This window comes from Roseateles subflavus (genome assembly GCF_030285365.1).
In the GTDB taxonomy this organism is placed as follows: Bacteria; Pseudomonadota; Gammaproteobacteria; order Burkholderiales; family Burkholderiaceae_C; genus Roseateles_B; species Roseateles_B subflavus.
This window is the reverse complement of sequence record NZ_JASVDS010000001.1, coordinates 965,262-980,323: the sequence shown is the minus strand read 5'-3', so window position 1 is coordinate 980,323 and position 15,062 is coordinate 965,262. Positions and strand designations below refer to the sequence as shown.

Sequence of the window (15,062 nt, the reverse complement as noted above, 5' to 3'; positions counted from 1 at the left end):
CTCAGGGGGTGACGGCAGGCGGCGGCACGGAGGGCGGGCTCGACGCCGGCGAGGTGGCAGGGGCGGATGCGGGTGCGGAGGCGGGCATCGCCGCGGCCGGCTTGCTGGCGGCGTCGTCGGGCACGCCGCCCTTGTGCGGCACCTCTTCGACCTTGGGCGACTCCCAGGTCCCGGTGACGTGGAACTCGCTCGTGCCGGCGGCCGCCATGGGCTTGCGCAGCAGCAGCTGGGCCAGGAAGGTGCCGAGGCCGATGGCCGGGTTGATGGCGGCATAGGCCAGCGAGGCGCCGCCCGCGTTGACCTGCGGCACCACGAGCACGCGCAGGTCCTGGGTCTCACGCGCGAGGTCGGCGTGGCCGTCCATCAGCACCAGGGCCTGCACGCCGCGCATGCGCAGGTTTTCGCTGCGGGCCAGGCCGCGCTCGATGCGCACGTCGCCCTCGAAGCTGTCGAAGGCGAAGCCCTCGGCGAAGACATCACGGAAGTCCAGCAGCAGCCGCCGCGGCAGGCTCTGCAGGCTCAGCACGCCCAGCAGACGGCCGACACCAGGCTCCGCCTTCAGGAACTGGCCCGCATCCAGGGCGACGTTGAGCTGGCCGCCCATGCTGGCGTAGTCGGGTGACAGCGGCGAGCCCTGCCAGCCCAGCTGCCCGCGCAGCTTGCCGCGCCCGCTGCGCAAGACCTGACCCTGCCCGATGCGCTCCAGCAGCTTGCCGGCATCGGCCACATCGAGCTGCCAGTCAAGCTGGGTGCGCCGCTGCGTCTGGCCCGGTTCGGCCTTCCACTGGCCGGTGGCGGTGAGCGTGGCATCCGGACTCTTGAGCTGCAGTCGGTTGAGCTTCCATTCGCGGCCCGCGGGCAGGCGCGGCCCCTGGAGCTGCGCCTCGACTTCCAGGCGGCCGAGGCGCTTGCCGCGCAGCTCGAAATCGTCCACCACCACGTCGAGCGCCGGCACCTGCGTGTCCGTCTTTTCCAGCAGCTGGCTGACGGAATCGGCCTCGCTCTTGGGCAGCGACAGGCGGCTCAGCCGCGCGAACAGACGCCCGCCCTGCGGCGCGGCGTTGTCCCGCCAGTCGATCTGGCCGGCCAGCTGCTCGGCGTCCAGCGTGCCGCGCCAGGACCAGGCGTCCGCTCGGGTCAGGTTGGCGTTCAGGCGGTTGATGGCCCGCCCGCCCACCTGCAGCTGCTGGGCCTGCAGCTGGATGCGGGTCGGACCGTAGCCGGCGTCGGCACCGCCACCGCCCGGGCTGCCCATCAGCTGGGATTCCACCGCCAGCCACGGATCGGCCAGCAGGCGCCCGAGGCGGGCCTGGAAGAGCACGCCGCTGTCCGGCAAGGCGGGCAGCCGGTCCTCGACCGCGATGGCGCCACGCAGCACCCGGGGGGCTTCGGCCTCGCTGGTGTCGCGCTGGTAGAGGGCATGAAGCAGGTGGCCGACATCCAGGCGCAGCTCGTCGCGCTGGGCGCCGACCGGTTGGGTCTGGTAGAGCAGCGGCAGGATGGCGTCGGCGTCCTTGCGCAGCGGGGCGGGCAGGTCCACGCCGAGGCCCTGCAGCGAGGACTGCACCGAGATCTCCGTGGCGCCGCCCCGGATGCCGAGCTGCAGCCGGTACGCCGCCTGCCCCGTCATGAAGGACCCGAGCCGGCTCACGAGTCCCATCTCGGCCGCGCGGCGCAGGCCGTCCGCCGTGGCCACGCCCTGGCCGGTGAAGCGCAGGCTGCCGTCCTTCTGGCTGCCGCCCTCGAAGCTGGCATCGCCGCCCAGCACCTGGGCCTGGCCGCCGGTGATCTGCAGGCCTTTGTGGTCGAAGTCGATGCGACCTTTCGCCGCGCCCAGCAGCGGCACGTCGGGTCGCAGGCGCAGGTCATTGCCCTGCAGCTGCACGCTGCCCTTGACCTGCGTGGCCTCGGCACGGTCCAGCGGCATCTGCAGGCTCAGCTTGAGCCCGGCATTGCCATTGGTGGTGGCCGTGGCCAGGGCCTGGCCCGTCCACTGGCCGACGGGCGAGACGTTGACGAAGCGGATCAGCTCCGAGGCCGGACCGCGGCCCACGCCGTCCAGCGACAGCACCTGGTGGTGGATCAGGTCACGGATGCCGCCGTTCACGCCGGTGAGCTCGTAGCCCAGCACCTGCGCCCGGCCGTTGCGAATGCTCATGCTGCCGCGGTCGAAGAGCAGCTCGGCCTGCACCCGCTCCATCACGGGCCAGGGCGATTCGTAGGCCGGGACGCCATCGCGGGCGGCATGGCTGGGCACGTAGGCGAGCAGGACGTCGCGGGCCTGCGCGCTGATGCGGAACTGGCCGTCCTTGCTGCGGTCGTAGGGGAAGTCCCAGAGGTCGCCGCGGCTGCGGAACTGCACATTGCTGGCGGTGCCGTCCAGCACGGCGTCGCGGACGTAGTGGCGGGCCTGGTCGCCCACGCCGAGCGGCAGGTAGCGCCAGACGGCCGCGGCCTTCGCCTCGGACAGGCGCCCGTTCAGGTCCAGCAGGCCCGGCAGGCGCCCGCCGCGGCCCACGCCCTCGCCGGACCCGGTGCGCCAGGTGGCCTCCAGCTCGCCCAGCAGGTCGTCGTTGGCGACGCTCACCTCGCTGGCCTTGAGCTCGACCATCGGCAGGCCATTGGGCCGCGCCTCGATGCGCCAGTCCAGCTGGGCCGAGAGGCGCTGGATGGGGATGCGCGGCGCCTCGAAGACGCCGGGGAACTCCACCGAGCCTTCGCTGATGTGCAATTGCGCCTGCCCGCCGCGCTCCGTGGCGTCGAAGCGCAGGCTCGCGCCGTCCAGGCCCGGGCGGCCCACGTGCAGGGCGTCGGCGCCGGCCTGGGCCTCCATGCTGAACTGCGTCAGCTGCCCGCGGGCGCGGTAGCGGGTCGGGGCATCCAGGCTGCCCTCCCAGCTCGCGCCGAGGTCGCTGAGCACGCCCTGCGGGGCGATGTCGTCGATCAGGCGGCGCAGCTGCTCGCCCAGCGGGAGCTTGGTTGCGATGCGGGCCAGCAGGTCGAGGTCCAGGCGCTGGGCCTTGAGCTCGCCGCCGACGATGCGCCCGGGCGCCGGAGCCTGGGTGACATCGCGTTCGCTGGCCTGGGCCTCCCGCACGCTGAGGGACCAGTCGCTGCGGGGCCAGACGAGGCGGTCGTCCAGCTCGAAGCCCAGCTGCTTTGCGGAGAGTGTGAGCTGCGTGCCGCTGCGGCGCAGTTCCAGGCGGCCGGCGATGCCGCTGAGGTCGAGCACGTCGACCCGCGGCGACAGCCGCATGCGCACGGAGCGAAGCGCCATGTCCAGCGTGAGGGCCTGCGGCTGGCCCGCGCGGATCTCGGCCCAGGCCCGCAGCGCGCCGTCGCCCTCGGACAGCTCGAAGGGCAGGTCCAGGTAGCGGCGCAGCTCGCGCACGTCCGCGCGCGGCAGGTCGGCGAAGAGCTCGCCGCTCCAGTGCTGAAACTCGCTCGGCCGGGTCAGCAGCGCCTGCTTGAAACGCCCGCGCAGGCTCAGGGCCTGGCCCCAGGCCGCGGGTGGCGTGGCGTCCAGGCGCAGGTCGTGGTGGACCAGGCCATTGCGCATGACGAGATCCAGCCCGCCCAGCTCCAGGGGCGGCGCCTGGCGTTTCTCGTCCACCCAGCGGATGCGGCCTTGCCGAATCACGAACTCGGGCTGGGAGAAGAACCAGTCCGCGAGCTCGGCGCCGTCGGTGGAGCGCTCACCCTCGGCGATGTCCAGGCCCGCCACGAAGATGCGGCCCCGCCGGTCCCGGCGCAGCTCGAGCTCCGGCTTGCTGATCAGCAGCTGGGCGAAGCGCAGCTCCAGGGCATAGAGCGAGCGCAGGGACAGCACCGCCTTCACCTCGGGCAGGCGCAACGCCGTGCGGCCCTGAGCGTCGCTCAGGCGCAGGTCATGCAGGGTGATGGCGGGCAGCCAGGCGCCGGGATCGGCCTCCAGGCGGCCGATCTCGGTCTTCAACCCCAGAACGCGGGTGGCTTGTTGCTCCAGCGGCGCACGCCATCGATCCAGCTGCGGCAGAATCGCCCAGTGAAGCGTGAGCCAGGCTGCCAGCAGCAGGGTGCACAGCGTCAGCAGGGCGATGACGACCCAGCGCATGCAGCGGCGCGTCCACCAGAGCGGACGCCGGCAGGCAGCAAGCGTTTGGGCAATCAGCGAAGACATGACAGAGGCACGAGAGGCCGGCAATCGGCAGTGGACACCATGAGTTTTGATTCGAAGCCTCGGCCAGCGCGCGTGCTGAAGCGCACGGCGGCCCTTCGCTCGTGGAATGCCCCGGCATCTTACCCAGGGGCATCCCGGCGATGAGCACCATGGAGCAAAGTTTTACGAAGCCCGGCGCCGAGCCCGCCGCCCCTCCCCTTGCCAGTGCCGCGCACAGCCGCTTCGTGCAGCGCATCCGCCGCCGCTACGAGGCCGAGCTGCCCCTGCTGCCGCCCGGCCTCCCCGGCCGCGAGGCCATGCAGACGCTGATCGGGCAGCTGCAGGCCGGCGGCCGCACGCTTGCCAGCAGCCTGCGGGTCTGCCGCCACCTCGTGCTGGAGCGCCTCGCCGTGGCCGACATCGAGCAGGCCGCCCCCATGCCCGCCATCACGGAGGCCATGACCACGCTGGCCGAGGTGACGCTGTGCGCTGCCCTGCGCCAGGCCCGGCTGGAGCAGGACGAGGTGAACGGCGAGCCCCGCAATGAGGCCGGCGAGCCCATCGAGTTCTGGGTCGTCGGCATGGGCAAGCTGGGCGGGCGCGAGCTGAACGTCTCGTCCGACATCGACCTGATCTACGTCTACGAGGACGACGGCCAGACGCTGGGGCCCCGCGTGGTCACGGCGCATGAGTACTTCAGCCTCGTGGCCAAGCGGCTGTACGCCCTCATCGGCGACGTCACCGAGGACGGCCAGGTCTTCCGCGTGGACCTCGCCCTGCGGCCCAACGGCAACTCCGGACCGCCGGTGGTGAGCCTGTCGATGCTGGAGGAGTACTTCCTCGTCCAGGGCCGCGAATGGGAGCGCTTCGCCTGGCTCAAGAGCCGCGTGGTCGCGCCGGCCCAGCCCGAGGCCGGCGAGCCGCCCTCCCGCGCCGTGGCGCTGCGCTCGCTCGTGACGCCCTTCGTGTACCGCCGCTACCTGGACTACGGCGTCTTCGAGGGCCTGCGCCAGCTGCACCGCAAGATCCGCGACGAGGCCCAGCGCCGCGCCGCCGGCCGCCCCGAGCGCGCCAATGACGTCAAGCTCTCGCGCGGGGGCATCCGCGAGATCGAGTTCATCGTGCAGCTGCTGCAGGTGGTGCGCGGCGGTCAGTTCCCGGAGATCCGCACCCGCTCGACCGTCAAGGCGCTGGGCCGGCTCGCCGCGCGCGGCCTGATGAAACCGGCCACCGCCGAGAAGCTGGCCGAGGCCTACGACTTCCTGCGCCGCGTCGAGCACCGCATCCAGTTCCTGGACGACCAGCAGACGCACTGCCTGCCCGGCTGCGACGACGACCTCGGCTGGATCGCCCGGTCCATGGGCATGGCCTGCACGGCCGAGGCCTGCCAGCTGCTGGACCGGCTGTGCGAGGTGCGCGAGCTGGTGGCGACGGAGTTCGATGCCCTGCTGCACGACGGCCAGGCACCGGGCGCCGGCAGCTGCAAGAAGGGCCAGTGCGGCGGCCCGCCGCTGCCGGTGGACGCCGACGAGTTCCTGGAGAAGCTGCCGCCCGAGCTGTCCGAGGCGGTGCGCCGCTGGGCGCAGCAGCCGCGTGTGCAGAACCTGCGCGAGGAGTCCCGCCTGCGCCTGGCCAAGCTGGTCGGCCGCACGGCGCTGGGCGTGCGCGACGGCGAGTGCAGCCTCGATGCCGCCCTGCGCTTCATCGACTGGATGGAGCCCCTGCTGCGCCGCGAGAGCTACCTCGCGCTGCTGGTCGAGCGCCCGTCCGTCCATTCGCGCCTGCTGCGCCTGCTGGGCCTGGCCCGCTGGCCGATGCGCTATCTGATGCAGCACCCCGGCGTGATCGACGAGCTGGCGGACACCCGCCTGCTGCACGAGCGCTTCGACGGCGCCACCTTCATCGCCGACCTCCAGGCCCGCCACGACGCCTGGGCGCAGCACGGTGAGGCCGACGAGGAGGCGCTGCTGGACAGCGTGCGCCGCGCCCACCATGCCGAGGTCTTCCGCACGCTGGTGCGTGACGTCGAGGGCGAGATCACCGTCGAGCAGGTCGCCGACGACCTCTCCGCGCTGGCCGATGCCACCCTGCAGTGCGTGATCGACTGGGCCTGGTCGCGCCTGAAACAGAAGCACCGCGAGCAGCCCTGCTTCGCCGTCATCGCCTATGGCAAGCTCGGTGGCAAGGAGCTGGGCTATGGCGGCGACCTCGACGTGGTCTTCCTCTTCGACAACGAGCAGGACACCGACGAGAACGCCCCCGAGGTCTATGCCGCCTTCGTGCGCAAGCTCATCACCTGGCTGACACTGCGCACCGCCGCGGGCGAGCTTTTCGACATCGACACCGCCCTGCGGCCCAATGGCAACTCGGGGCTGCTGGTCACGTCGATGGCCTCCTTCGGCAACTACCAGATCGGCCGCGGCAGCAACACGGCATGGACCTGGGAGCACCAGGCCATCACGCGGGCCCGCTTCTGCGCGGGCGATGCCGGCCTGGCCCAGCGCTTCGACGATGTCCGCCGCCAGGTGCTGACCGCCCCGCGCGACCCGCAGGCGCTGCGCCAGGAGGTGCAGGCCATGCGCGAGAAGGTGCGCGCGGCGCGGCCGGTGAAGCCGGGGCTGTTCGACGTCAAGCACAGCCCGGGCGGCATGATGGATGCGGAGTTCGCGCTGCAGTACCTCATCCTGGCGCATTCCGGCCAGCATCCCGAGCTGCTCGCCAACGCCGGCAACATTGCGCTGCTGCAGCGCGCCGAGGAGGCCGGGCTGCTGCCCGTGGGCGTCGGCCGCAGCGCGGCCAATGCCTACCGCGAGCTGCGTCGCCTGCAGCACCGGGCGCGCCTGGACGAGCAGAGCACCGCGCTCGATGAAGCCGCCCAGGCGGCCCAGGGCACGGCCCCGCTGCAGGCGGCCGTCCTGGCGCTGTGGCAGGCAGTATTCCCCCCCGAGACGGCCGTCTGATGCGCGCGTGGACCACTCTGTGCGCCGCCGCCGCGGCGCTGGCTCTGCTGGCGGCCCTCCTCGCCACCTCCGTGCTGCCCGCCGGGCGCGTGGACTGGCAGGCCGACCTCGTCTGGCACCAGCCCTGGCGGCTGTGGACCGGTGCCCTCGTGCACTGGAGCTGGCATCACCTGCTCGCCAACCTCGCGGGCTGCCTCGTGCTGGCGCTGCTCGGCTGGGCCAGCGAGCCGGGCGGGCGCGCCGCCCTGGCCTGGTTCATCGCGTGGCCGCTCACGCAGCTGGGCCTGCTGCTGCAGCCCGGGCTGCATCGCTACGGCGGGCTGTCCGGTGTGCTGCACGCCGGTGTGGCCGTGCTGGTGGTGATGCTGTGGCAGCGCAAGGGTCGCGAACGGGCGCTGGGCGCGGCCATCGGCCTCGGCCTGCTGCTCAAGCTGCTGTCGGAGCAGCCCCTGGGGGCGCCGCTGCGCACGGTCATCGGCTGGGATGTGCCCATCGCACCCTTCGCGCACCTGTCCGGCGCGGCCGCCGGGCTGCTGTGCGGGCTGCTGCTTCTGCGCGGCGGCAAGCGCTGAATCCGCCGCATCGCGCGCCTCACCCCAGACGTCACCTGCGCTCGGCCCGCGGCGCCTCGCACGCCAGCCGGCGAGGGCCGGCGGGCCGGCTCACAACGTGCGGGTCATGAAGAGGCTGTAGGGATCCTCGGCATAACCCTCGAAGGGGCCGCAGGCCTCGAAGCCGGCGGAGCGGTACAGCGCATGGGCCGGCGCGAAAAAGGGCTGCGGCCCGGTCTCCAGACTCAGGCGGCGCACCCCCTGGTCCCGGGCGTCGTCCAGCAGGCGGTTCAGCAGCGCACGAGCCACGCCCCGACCCCGAGCAACGGTGGCGGTGCGCATGGACTTCAGCTCGGCATGATCGCCGCTGAGGCGCTTGAGAGCCCCGCAGCCCAGCAGCTCGCCGGCCGCATCCCAGGCCGTCCAGAAGCGGACCTCGGGCCGCTTCAGCCGCTCGAGGTCCAGCGCATGCACGCTCTCCGGCGGGGACACGCGCCGCATGTCCGCCAGATGTTCCTCCAGCAAGGCCGCGATGCGCGGGTCACTGAGGTCGTCGAGGCGCAGCCGCAGGCCGGTGGCGGCCACGGGCGGCAGGGTGGATGTGTGCATGGGTCGTCCCTCCATCGTTCGAGTTCATCAGGATCCCCGAGACTGCGCAAGCGCCGTGCCAGCGGAAGCGCCACGGGCGCGACGCGCATGCACCAACCCCAGGCCCGGATCGCCGCCCATCGCCCGCCCTGCGCCACGTCTGTGCGCCAATGCCCGCACAATGCACCCGCCCGGTGCGCCCGCGTGCCGGGCGTCACCCCCTCTTCACTGCAGTCCCCCCCCCATGACCGATCGCCGCGCCCATCTGGACCTGTTTGCCATCAGCTCGCTGCTGGCCTGCTGCCTGCTGTGGGGCCTGGGTCAGGTGGCCATCAAGGCGGCGCTGACGGAGATCACGCCCCTGTGGCAGGCCGGCCTGCGTTCGGCCCTGGCGGCCGTGCTGGTGTGGGTCTGGGCGCGCTGGCGGCGCATCCCGCTGTTCGATCGCGACGGCAGCCTGCAAGGAGGCCTGCTGGTCGGCAGCCTCTTCGCCGCGGAGTTCGCCTGCATCTACGCCGGCATGCAGTACACCAGCGCCGCGCGCATGGTGGTGTGGATCTATCTCTCGCCCTTCGTCGTGGCCCTGGGCATGCCCTTCATCGCGCGTTCGGAGCGGCTCAGCCTGCGCCAGAGCGCCGGCCTGCTGCTGGCCTTCGGCGCTGTCGCCTTTGCCTTCGCGGAAGGCTTTGCCACACCCACGGCCGACGCCCCGCGCCAATGGCTGGGCGATGCGCTCGGCCTCCTGGCCGCACTGCTGTGGGGCGGCACGACGCTGGCAATCCGGGCCACGACGCTGTCGACGGCCAGCGCCGAGAAGACGCTGTTCTATCAGCTCGCCGTCTCCGCCGTGCTGCTCTGCGCCGGCGCTGTCTGGACCGGCGAGGCCTGGCCGCTGACCTGGAGCTGGCGCCTGGCCGGGCTGTTCGGCTTCCAGGCAGTGATCGTGTCCTTCATCAGCTATCTCGTGTGGTTCTGGCTGATCCGCCACTACCCCGCCACGCGGCTGGCCAGCTTCACGCTCAGCACGCCGCTGTTCGGCCTGCTGGCGGGCAGCGCCCTGCTGGGCGAGGCCATCTCCGGCCGCCTGATGGGCGCCATGGCCGGGCTGGCGCTGGGCATCGTGCTCGTGAACCGCTGAGATCCCGGGCGAAAGCCGTCCGACCTGTCGCGCGGGCGGCAGGCCGGTCCACGTCGTCGGCATAGACTCCGGCGATCCCAAGAACACCGGAGACCCCCCATGATCACGCTGTGCGGCTTCTCGCTCTCGAACTACTACAACAAGGTCAAGCTGGCCCTGCTCGAAAAGCAGATCCCCTTCCAGGAAGAGCTGGTGATGACGAAGTCGGCTGACGAGGCCGTCCTGAGCTGCTCGCCGCTGGGCAAGGTGCCCTTCATCAAGACGCCGCAAGGGGCGCTGTGCGAGAGTCAGGTCATCATGGACTACCTGGAAGCGGCCTATCCCCAGCAGCCCCTGCTGCCGGCCGATCCCTTCGCCGCCGCCAAGCTGCGCGAGCTGACCACCTTCATCGAGCTGCATCTCGAGCTGGTGGCCCGGGAGCTGTATGCGCAGGCCTTCTTCGGCGGCACGGTCAGCGAGTCCAAGCAGGAGTGGGTGCGCAAGACGCTGAACAAGAACATCCCCGCCTTCAAGCGCCTGGCGCGCTTCGCGCCTTATGTCGGCGGCGAGCACTTCTCGCAGGCCGACTGTGCCGCCTGGGTGAGTCTGCCGCTCGTGGGCATGGCCACCAAGGCCGTGCTGGGCGAAGACCTGCTGGCGACGCATGGCGTGGACTGGAAGGGTTATGCCAAGCTGATCGGCGACCGCCCCGCTGCCCAGCAGGTGGCGGCCGATCGCAAGGCCGACAACGACCGCCAGCTCGCCGCCGTCAAGGCCAGGGGCTGAGGCAGGGGCCCGACGTGACCACGCCCTCCTCCTTCGACGACTTCCGCGCCAACGCCCTCGCCGCGGGCTTCACGGAGGTGCTGGAACGAACCTGGGCGCCCGACACGGTCGTGGCCGCCCACACGCACCCCTTCGACGCGAAGGCATGGATCGTTCAGGGCGAGATGTGGCTCACCGTGGCGGGCGCCACCCGGCACCTGCGCCCCGGCGAGGGCTTCGAGCTGCCGGCCGGCACGGTGCATGACGAGCGCTACGGGCCGCAGGGCGCGACCTACTGGGTCGCCAGACGCTGAACGGGCCCCGGCGGCCGGCCGCACGCCGCCGCCGGGTCAGTGCGCGACATCCTGTGACGCGCACGCAGGCCGTCATGCCGAGCGACGAAGGCATGACCGTCACGCTGGGATATCCCTGGCTATACTGAAAACGCACCGCCCTCCCCCGGCCGCCCGGCACCCCGGTGCGTTGCCATTCCCGCCGCACCCCGGCGATGGCATCTGGTCTTGAGGGCGTGGGAGATTCACCAGATTTCCGATGACCGGCACCCGCGCGTGCCCAGCTTCCCGATATCTCGAGGCAGTCTGCAGTTGACTTCCAAACATCAACGCACAAGCGCCCCTGGTGATGCAGAAAATCAACTTCAAGGATCCTGCGCAATACGGCAGCCTGTTCCAGGCTGCCCCCGTGCGGAACAGCGTTCCCTTCCAGTGGGGGGAGCTCTATTTCGAGCGCCGCGAGGAGGCGGCGTTCGAAACCCTGGAGCACAGCATCGATGGCCATTACCTGATGGTCAAGCTGAATCCCTGGTCGATCGCGGACCGGCGCATTGACGGCAAATGGCAGTCGGAAGTCCAGCGTCGAGGATCCGTGGCCTATGTGCCGGACGGCTGCCGCCACAGCGTGCGTTACCAGAAGCCGCTGGGCGCCTTGTGTTTCGTGACCCTGTCGCGCGGGCTGGTGGATGCCGTCGCCGATGAGCTGAACCAGCCCCGTTTCGCGGGCCAGCCGCGCTTCGCCAAGGACACCGATCCCACGATGCTCAACGCCGTCGAGGCCATGGACCGCGAGCTGCGGGAGGGCAATCCCAACGGCATCCTCTTCGCGCAGAACTACAGCAAGCTGATGGCCGCCCATCTGGTGCTGGGCTACGGGCCGGCCCGGCGCGCCCGGCCCGGCCTGCAGAACCTGCCCCATCGAAAGATGAAGTGGCTCGACGACTACATCGACGCCAACCTCGCCGCCAAGATCACCCTGGAAGAGCTGGCCCAGCAGGTGGACCTGAGCCCCTACTACTTCACCCGCATCTTCAAGGCCACCGCTGGCATGGCTCCTTACCAGTACGTCCTGCACAAGCGGATCGAGTTCGCGCGGGCTTGCCTGAAGCTCGACCAGCAGTCCATCCAGGATGTCGCCCTGGCCTGCGGCTTCAGCGATGCCAGCCAGTTCTCGCGGCAGTTCACGAAGATCTGCCAGCAGACGCCGTCGGCCTACCGGCAGACCTGTCGCACCGATGGCCCCCCTGCGTGCACGTCAGGGGACTGACGCTCGGGCCGCGAGGGGCGGGGCGATGGACGGAGCGGCTCAGGCGAATGGCATCGGGTCCCTGCGGCTCGCCCTGCGCTGAACCGGGTTCGGACCCAAGCCCTGCGCTGGCCGCGTCACTGGAGCTGTCACTGGTGCTGCGCTGCCCACGCCCGTGACAGCGCAAGTGGCAACACCTGCGGCGACCTCGGCGGCGCTGTCATGACCGAGGGCCCTGATGTCGTCGCCCGGGCCTGTCCCCACACTCAGACCCGTGCCCATGCCCATGCCCGTGCTCGTGCCTGTGTTCGGCTTTGGCATCGGTTTCGGCTTCAGTTGGAGGCCCGAGTTGGAGGTCCGGCTGCGACCCGCATGCCCTGCTGACCGCACCGGTCCGCGCCTCAGGCCATGGCCACCGCCACCTTCAGGCGGGTCAGTGCGACCCGCATGTGGTCGTAGTGCCGGTGGGCGTAATGCTGGACGGGTCCCGGCACCTCCAGCGCCTCGTGCACGAAGTCCAGCAGCGCCGCCTTCACCTGCTCGACGGGCTCATGCTTGATGCGGGACTCGATGTCGAGGATGTCCCGGAGGATGGCGCGCAGCGTGGGCACGAGCGAGGCATTCAGATGAATCTTGCCGTCGACGATCTCCAGCGCCCCACGCCGCTTCAGCAGATTGAAGAACATGTAGCTGGACAGCGCGTCGTAGGAGGGCCAGGCCTGACCCTCCGCATCGAAGCTGACCCCATCGACACCGTATCGCAGCAGCCGCTCCGCCAGGATGAACTCGAAGAGGAAGGCGGTGCTGGCCTGGAAGACGTCCTTGTCGTCCAGCAGGGCCAGCGCGCTGGCCACATCCACGCGCAGCTCTTCCAGCCCCGCGAGGGACCGGCTCGACTTGAGTTTGAGGAAGGCCGGAATCGGCAGGTCGCCGACGCGCTGGTGGTGGTACTCGTGCATCCAGACCCAGTAGACCGTCGCCCGCTCGATCGCCGGATAGCCGGCCTCCCGGATGTGCTGGAACGAGTCGTCCGTGGTCAGGTGCTCGACGATGCGCTGCGTCAGCTTGTGGTGGCGGCTGGCGAACTTGTTGATGAGGTAGTAGATCTTGTCGCCCGGCTCCTGAACCGCGCCCACATGGTTCTCCGGGAAGATGGCCACCGTGTGCACCGGGATCAAGCCCTCCGTCGACTCGCGCACGACGATGGGCATCACATTGGTGGCGTACTTCCTCAGCGCGGGGTCGACGGGCAGGAGCTCGAACTTCAGATACTCCAGACCCATGGGTTTGGCGTAAGGCGCGCTCAGCAGAGAAATGAGGGTGTCGCTGCGGGGGTTGTTGAAGTAGCGACGGGTGTCCCGCAAGGAGAAGCCGTCGCCGGTGGCGCAGCGCTGGAGGTCCCTCAACAGGCTGCGGGCGCATTCCATGTCGAAGAAGTCGGGCACGGCCAGCAGCTGATCCATCAGCGAGCGGGCGGCGCGAAGACTCAGCCCCTGGGGGTTGCCGACCCAGCCCAGCGTCTGCTGTCGAATGGCGTTGAGCCGGGGCAGCGTGGCGTCGTGGTTCATGACATCGCTTCCAGAAGTTCACGGGCGATGGGCACGATGGACAGCAGCAGCAGGCCGCCCATCAGCAGCTTGAAGGCCAGGTCCCGGCGGGGGCTGGTCAGCAGGCGGGACATGAATCCACCGAAGACGGCCCAGACCAGCATGCAGGGCGCATTGATCACGAGAAAGGTGAGCGCCACGAGACCGACCTGGGGAAGCCCAGCGGCCGGCGAGGTATAGGACGTCACGGCCCCGAAGGCCATGATCCAGGCCTTCGGATTGAACAGGGGCAGCGCCAGCCCGCTGGGAAAGGAGACGGCTGCGGCAGGCTGCCCGTCGGCGCCGCTCCCTTGGGCCACGGGCGCTTCGCTGCCGGGCGCCGTCATCAGCTTCCACGCGAGATAGGCGATGTAGAGCAGCCCCACCCCCTTGAGCACCAGCAGGAAGCCGGGGCTGCGGCCCAGCAGCTCGAAGAGACCGAGGCCGGACACGAGCACCATGCCTCCCAGGCCCGTGGCGATGCCCAGAATCATGGGCAGGGACCGCACCGGGCCATGACGCGCCCCCGAAGCCAGCACCAGGAAATTGGCGGGCCCCGGCGTGATGGACATGGCCACGGCGTACAGGCAGAACGCCAGGAAGAGTTCGATGTTCATGGGACCTCGACTGCCGGCAGGACGGTGGAACCCCGGGCAGCGGCGAGCGCCCGTGCGAGCCGCAGCGCGGCCTCCTGCGCGGTGGCCGGGGAGATCATGGAGTAGGACAGACGCAAGGTGTTCGGCTCGGGATCCGCGGCGTAGAAGGCAGCCCCCGGCACAAAGACCACCCCCTGCTCGACCCCATGCGCCAGGACGCGGGCGGCATCCAGAGACGGGTCGAGACGCGCCCAGAGGAACATGCCGCCCTGGGGCTCGACAAAGTCGATGTCTTCCCCCAGATGCTGGCGCAGCGCCGCCATCAGGGCGTCCCGACGCCGCCGGTAGCCATCGCGCAGGACCTGCAGCCGCAAGGGCAGGCGACCGCTGGCGAGGTAGGTGGCCACCACGTGCTGGGACAGCGTGCAGCTGTGCAGGTCGATCGCCTGCTTGGCGAGCGCGGCCTGCCGGAAGCAGGCGTCCGACAGCACCATCCACCCGATTCGCAAGCCTGGCGCCAGGATCTTGGAAAAGGACGACAGGTAGATCACCTGTTCGCTGGCGCCCTGCCGGCTGGCCAGGGTGTACAGGCTGTCGAGTGGCTCGCCCTGAAAGCGCAGCGCGCCATAGGGGTCGTCCTCGATGAGCACGGTGCCACTGCGCGCCGCGAGCTGCACCAGCTGCTGTCGGCGCGCCAGCGACAGCGTCGCCCCGGTGGGGTTGCCAAAATCCGGCACGACGTAGATGGCCTTCACCCGGTGCTGCTGGACGTAGCGCTCCACCCAGTCGACGTCCATGCCGTCGGCATCCGACGGCGCCGAGACGATCTGGGCCTCGGCCAGTCCGAAGGCCTGCAGGGCGGCCAGGTACGACGGACGCTCCAGGATGATGCGGTCACCGGGCGCGAGCAGGATGCGCGCAGCCAGGTCAAGACCTTGCTGCGAGCCTGCGGTCACCAGCACCTGCTCCGGTCGCGCCTCGATGCCTCGCTCCGCCATCAGCGCGGTGATCTCGGCCCGCAGCGGCCATCGCCCTTCGGTTTCGCTGTACTGGAAGAGGTTGGCATCAGCCTGGGACTCGACATCCGAAAGAATGGCACCCAGGCCTTCCAGGTCGAACAGGTCCGGCGCCGGAATGCCACCGGCCAGGGAGATCATGCCGGGCGTCCGGCTGTGCTTGAGAAGGTCCCGCACGGCCGAGCTCTGCAGGCGCTGCATGCGCC

The 15,062-nt window shown here is 70.5% G+C and carries 11 protein-coding genes; 6 read left to right on the top strand and 5 right to left on the bottom strand.

Annotated features, from left to right (window positions below):
- Window position 1: 1 nt before the first annotated feature.
- Window positions 2-4,159 carry a YhdP family protein gene (locus tag QRD43_RS04405; RefSeq protein ID WP_491572000.1) on the bottom strand — a complete coding sequence of 1,386 codons (4,158 nt, stop codon included), beginning with the start codon at window positions 4,157-4,159 and terminating at the stop codon, window positions 2-4.
- A 149-nt stretch (window positions 4,160-4,308) separates the two neighbouring features.
- On the opposite strand from QRD43_RS04405, the gene glnE reads away from it, so the two are divergent.
- Window positions 4,309-7,098: a bifunctional [glutamate--ammonia ligase]-adenylyl-L-tyrosine phosphorylase/[glutamate--ammonia-ligase] adenylyltransferase gene (gene glnE, locus QRD43_RS04400; RefSeq protein ID WP_285981255.1), complete on the top strand. Its 2,790-nt coding sequence runs from the start codon at window positions 4,309-4,311 to the stop codon at window positions 7,096-7,098.
- The gene (rrtA, locus tag QRD43_RS04395; RefSeq protein WP_285981254.1) at window positions 7,098-7,670 is read left to right on the top strand and encodes a rhombosortase; all 573 of its coding nucleotides are present in this window, start codon (window positions 7,098-7,100) and stop codon (window positions 7,668-7,670) included. Before glnE ends, rrtA begins: the two co-directional genes overlap by 1 nt.
- A gap of 90 nt (window positions 7,671-7,760) precedes the next feature.
- Here rrtA and QRD43_RS04390 read toward each other — a convergent pair whose 3' ends face one another.
- Window positions 7,761-8,258: a GNAT family N-acetyltransferase gene (locus QRD43_RS04390; RefSeq protein WP_285981253.1), complete on the bottom strand. Its 498-nt coding sequence runs from the start codon at window positions 8,256-8,258 to the stop codon at window positions 7,761-7,763.
- A 223-nt stretch (window positions 8,259-8,481) separates the two neighbouring features.
- Between QRD43_RS04390 and QRD43_RS04385 the strand changes: the two genes are divergently transcribed.
- The 4 genes from QRD43_RS04385 to QRD43_RS04370 all read left to right on the top strand — a co-directional run bounded on the left by QRD43_RS04385 (window position 8,482) and on the right by QRD43_RS04370 (window position 11,679).
- Complete coding sequence (locus QRD43_RS04385) at window positions 8,482-9,375, top strand: DMT family transporter (protein ID WP_285981252.1); 894 nt, start codon at window positions 8,482-8,484, stop codon at window positions 9,373-9,375.
- A gap of 99 nt (window positions 9,376-9,474) precedes the next feature.
- Entirely contained in the window at window positions 9,475-10,140 is a 666-nt protein-coding gene (locus QRD43_RS04380) for a glutathione S-transferase family protein (RefSeq protein ID WP_285981251.1), read from the top strand.
- A gap of 14 nt (window positions 10,141-10,154) precedes the next feature.
- On the top strand, window positions 10,155-10,433 hold the full coding sequence (locus QRD43_RS04375; protein WP_285981250.1) for a cupin domain-containing protein: 279 nt from the start codon (window positions 10,155-10,157) through the stop codon (window positions 10,431-10,433).
- A 328-nt stretch (window positions 10,434-10,761) separates the two neighbouring features.
- Window positions 10,762-11,679: a helix-turn-helix domain-containing protein gene (locus QRD43_RS04370; RefSeq protein ID WP_285981538.1), complete on the top strand. Its 918-nt coding sequence runs from the start codon at window positions 10,762-10,764 to the stop codon at window positions 11,677-11,679.
- Between the two features lie 380 nt (window positions 11,680-12,059).
- Here QRD43_RS04370 and QRD43_RS04365 read toward each other — a convergent pair whose 3' ends face one another.
- Genes QRD43_RS04365 through QRD43_RS04355 form a run of 3 tightly spaced genes read right to left on the bottom strand, consistent with a single transcriptional unit; the run spans window position 12,060 to window position 15,057 of the window.
- Window positions 12,060-13,226, bottom strand: a complete 1,167-nt coding sequence (locus QRD43_RS04365) for a DUF6421 family protein (protein WP_285981249.1) — start codon at window positions 13,224-13,226, stop codon at window positions 12,060-12,062.
- Complete coding sequence (locus QRD43_RS04360; protein WP_285981248.1) at window positions 13,223-13,861, bottom strand: LysE family translocator; 639 nt, start codon at window positions 13,859-13,861, stop codon at window positions 13,223-13,225. Before QRD43_RS04360 ends, QRD43_RS04365 begins: the two co-directional genes overlap by 4 nt.
- A complete protein-coding gene (locus QRD43_RS04355; protein WP_285981247.1) occupies window positions 13,858-15,057 on the bottom strand; it encodes an aminotransferase-like domain-containing protein in 1,200 nt (399 codons plus the stop codon). The genes QRD43_RS04360 and QRD43_RS04355 overlap by 4 nt, the downstream gene beginning before the upstream one ends.
- Window positions 15,058-15,062: the final 5 nt, after the last annotated feature.